Origin of the sequence: Phenylobacterium sp., assembly GCF_016793225.1 — a bacterium.
GTDB lineage: Bacteria > Pseudomonadota > Alphaproteobacteria > Caulobacterales > Caulobacteraceae > Phenylobacterium.
The window spans coordinates 1-3,137 of the sequence record NZ_JAEUMN010000180.1 but is presented as its reverse complement, the minus strand read 5'-3'; the positions used below and the strand labels follow the sequence as shown (position 1 = coordinate 3,137).

Genomic DNA, 3,137 nt, shown 5'->3' with positions numbered 1-3,137 from the left:
ACCAGGACGTGGCGGGTGTCCATCCGGCGCAGCAGGGTGGTGGTGGGCTCGCAGGCCACCACCAGGCCGCGGTTGATGATCGCGATCTGGTCGCAGAGCTCCTGCGCCTCTTCGAGGTAGTGGGTGGTGAGGACGATGGTCACACCCTTGCGGTTCAGCTCGAGCACATAGTTCCAGAGCTGGCGGCGGAGCTCCACGTCGACGCCGGCCGTCGGCTCGTCGAGGATCAGCACCGGAGGGTTGTGGACCATGGCCTTGGCGACCATCAGGCGGCGCTTCATCCCGCCCGAGAGCTGGCGGACGTAGGCCTTGGCCTTGTCGGCGAGCCCCAGCGCGGCCAGCAGCTCGTCCGACCGGCGCTCGGACTTGGGCACGGCGTACATGCCGGCGGCGACTTCCAGGGCCTCCTTGGGCGTGAAGAAGGGGTCGGCGGCGATCTCCTGCGGCACCACGCCGATTGCGGCGCGGGCGTCGCGCGGCTGGCGGTCGATGTCGCGGCCCCAGATCGCGACCGTGCCGGTGGTCTTGCGGCAGAGGCCGGCCAGGATGTTGATGAAGGTGGACTTGCCCGCGCCGTTGGGTCCCAGCAGCCCGAAGATGGAGCCGCGCGGGATGGCGAGGTCGATGCCCCTCAGCGCCTGCATTTCGGGCGTGGTCTTGGTGGCGGCGTAGGTCTTGGTCAGGCCCCTGGCCTCGATGGCGTATTCGGGGAGGTCCATGGGGGTCCGTCGTTGACGCGCGAAGGTGCGCTCGCATACCTAGGCGCGCCGCGCGCGTGAGCCAAGACGCGCGGCGCCGAGGTACCTGCTGCATGGCCCGCAAAGCCGCGTCCACCACCGCCCAGCCGCCCGCCGCCGAGCCCATGCCGGCGAAGCCCGCGCTGACGCCCGACCTGCCCGCGCCGGAGGTGATCACCGTGCGCAGCGGCCGCATCGCCTGCGACGGCGTGGGCGGAGCCCTGGGCCACCCGCGCGTGTGGCTCGAGATGGGCGAGGCGACCTTCGTCGAATGCCCCTACTGCGACCGGCGCTTCGTGCTGGCGGCCTCGGCCGGCGAGGGCGCCGAGGACGAGCGGCTGGCCCCCGGCGTCTACGAAGGCCCGCACGGCCACTGAAACCCGACCGTTCGCCGCAGCCGCGTTGCGGCGGGCGACGTCACACAGGAGCGTGCGTGACATGCGCGCGCTCGTCCTCCTCCTGGCCCTGACGCTCCCGGCGACGGCCTCGGCGCAGGCGCCTGGGCCCGCGAAGCCTGCCTGCGCCGCGCCGGAACACCGGCAGTTCGACTTCTGGGTGGGCGAGTGGGACGTCGTCCGGACCGGCCAGGACCAGGTCGTGGCCCGCAGCCTGATCGAGAGTCTCTACAACGGCTGCGGCGTCCGCGAGAACTGGATGCCCAGGTCGGGCCAGACCGGCGGCAGCCTCAACATCTGGGTGCCCGGCGAGAAGGCCTGGAGGCAGACCTGGATCGACTCGGCCGGGACGCGGGCCGACTTCACGGGCGGCTGGACCGGGCGGCAGATGGTGCTGACCGGCCGCTGGGGCGGCCCGCTGGTGCGGATGACCTACACGCCGAACGCGGACGGCACGGTGCGGCAGGCGGGCGAGCAGTCGGTGGACGACGGCCGCACCTGGACGCCCAGCTTCGACTTCACCTACCGCCGCGCCCGCTGATCCCTTCCCTTCCCGCGAGCGGGAAGGGGGGACCGCCCGCCGAGCGGAGCGAAGAGCGGGTGGTGGGAAGGGCGAGCGGCGGGCAGGGCGCGTGTCTTGAGCGCGGGGACTGGGGCTTACCCTTTCCACCCCTCGCTCTACGCCCTGCGGGCTCGGCGAGCGGTCCCCCTTTCCCGCAAGCGGGAAAGGAAGGGGGCCGGCAGGGGCGCGGGTCTTGAGCGCGGAGACGGGGACTTCGGGAAACGAAGGTTACACCCGCAGCGGCATCAGGATGTACTGGACGTCGGCGTCGGCGGGGTCGAGGACCAGGGCCGGGTCGTTCGGGCCGCCGAAGCGGAATTCGGCGGTCTCGCCCGAGATCTGGTCGGTGATGTCCAGCAGGTAGCGGGCGTTGAACGACAGTTCGAAGGGCTCGCCGTCGTAGTCGACTTCGAGCTCCTCGACGGCCTGGCCGGCCTCCATGTTTCGGACGGTGAGGACGACGCGGCCGGCGTCGATGGCCATGCGCACCGAGCGGCTCTTCTCGGCCGAGATGGTGGCGACGCGGTCGACCGCCTGGGCGAACAGCTTGGCGTCCACGAGGACGGTGCGGTTGTTGTCCTTGGGGATCACGCGGGCGTAGTCGGGGAAGTTGCCGTCGATGACTTTGGAGGTCAGCGCGGCGCCGTTCATCTCCAGGCGCACCTTCTGCGGGCTGATCTGCAGGGTCACCGTCTCGCCGGCGTCGTCGATCAGGCGGCGGAGTTCGCCGATGGTCTTGCGGGGCACGATGACGCCCGGCGCGCCCGCGGCGCCCTCGGGCGCGGGCATGTCGGCCAGGGCGAGGCGCGAGCCGTCGGTGGCCACGGCGCGCAGGCGCGGCGCGCCGTCGACGTTCACCGCGTGCACGTAGAGGCCGTTCAGGTAGTAGCGCGTCTCCTCGGCGGAGATGGCGAAGCGGGTCTTGTCGATCAGCCGGATGAGGTCGCCGACGTCGATGGTCATGGACCCCGAGAAGCCCTCGGCGCTCATCACCGGGAAGTCGCCCGCGGGCAGGACCGGCAGGTTGAAGCGGCTGCGGCCGGCGGCCACGGTGAGCCGCGGATCCTCGCCCGTGAACGACAGCGAGACGTCGGCGCCCTCGGGCAGCTTGCGAACGATCTCGTAGAGGGTGTGGGCGGGGGCGGTGATCTGGCCGGGCTGGTCCACCTGGGCCAGCGCCTCGTCGATGATCTCGAGGTCCAGGTCCGTCGCCGAGAAGGTCAGCCGGTCGCGGTCGGCCGCCAGCAGCACGTTGGACAGGATCGGAATGGTGTTGCGGCGCTCCACGGCGCTCTGCACGTGGCCCAGCGCGCGAAGCAGCGCGGCGCGTTCGATCGTCAGCTTCATCTCAGTCCCGGCTCGCCATACGCACCCGGGCGAATCACCCGCGCCCGCGCGCGCCCCCGGTTCGAGGGACTAGCGACATTAGCGATTTCGTCGCCT

At 71.5% G+C, this 3,137-nt stretch carries 4 protein-coding genes; 2 read left to right on the top strand and 2 right to left on the bottom strand.

The features are described 5' to 3' along the window. The coding region (locus tag JNK30_RS20790; protein ID WP_293485309.1) for an ABC transporter ATP-binding protein at positions 1-719 on the bottom strand (719 nt) is incomplete at its 3' end. 143 nt (positions 720-862) lie between these two features. Between JNK30_RS20790 and JNK30_RS20785 the strand changes: the two genes are divergently transcribed. Continuing rightward, positions 863-1,114 carry a zinc-finger domain-containing protein gene (locus JNK30_RS20785; protein WP_293485311.1) on the top strand — a complete coding sequence of 84 codons (252 nt, stop codon included), beginning with the start codon at positions 863-865 and terminating at the stop codon, positions 1,112-1,114. Between the two features lie 61 nt (positions 1,115-1,175). Next, the gene (locus JNK30_RS20780) at positions 1,176-1,673 is read left to right on the top strand and encodes a hypothetical protein (RefSeq protein WP_293485307.1); all 498 of its coding nucleotides are present in this window, start codon (positions 1,176-1,178) and stop codon (positions 1,671-1,673) included. 249 nt (positions 1,674-1,922) lie between these two features. Here JNK30_RS20780 and dnaN read toward each other — a convergent pair whose 3' ends face one another. After that, entirely contained in the window at positions 1,923-3,041 is a 1,119-nt protein-coding gene (gene dnaN / locus JNK30_RS20775; protein ID WP_293485305.1) for a DNA polymerase III subunit beta, read from the bottom strand. Positions 3,042-3,137 lie beyond the last annotated feature (96 nt).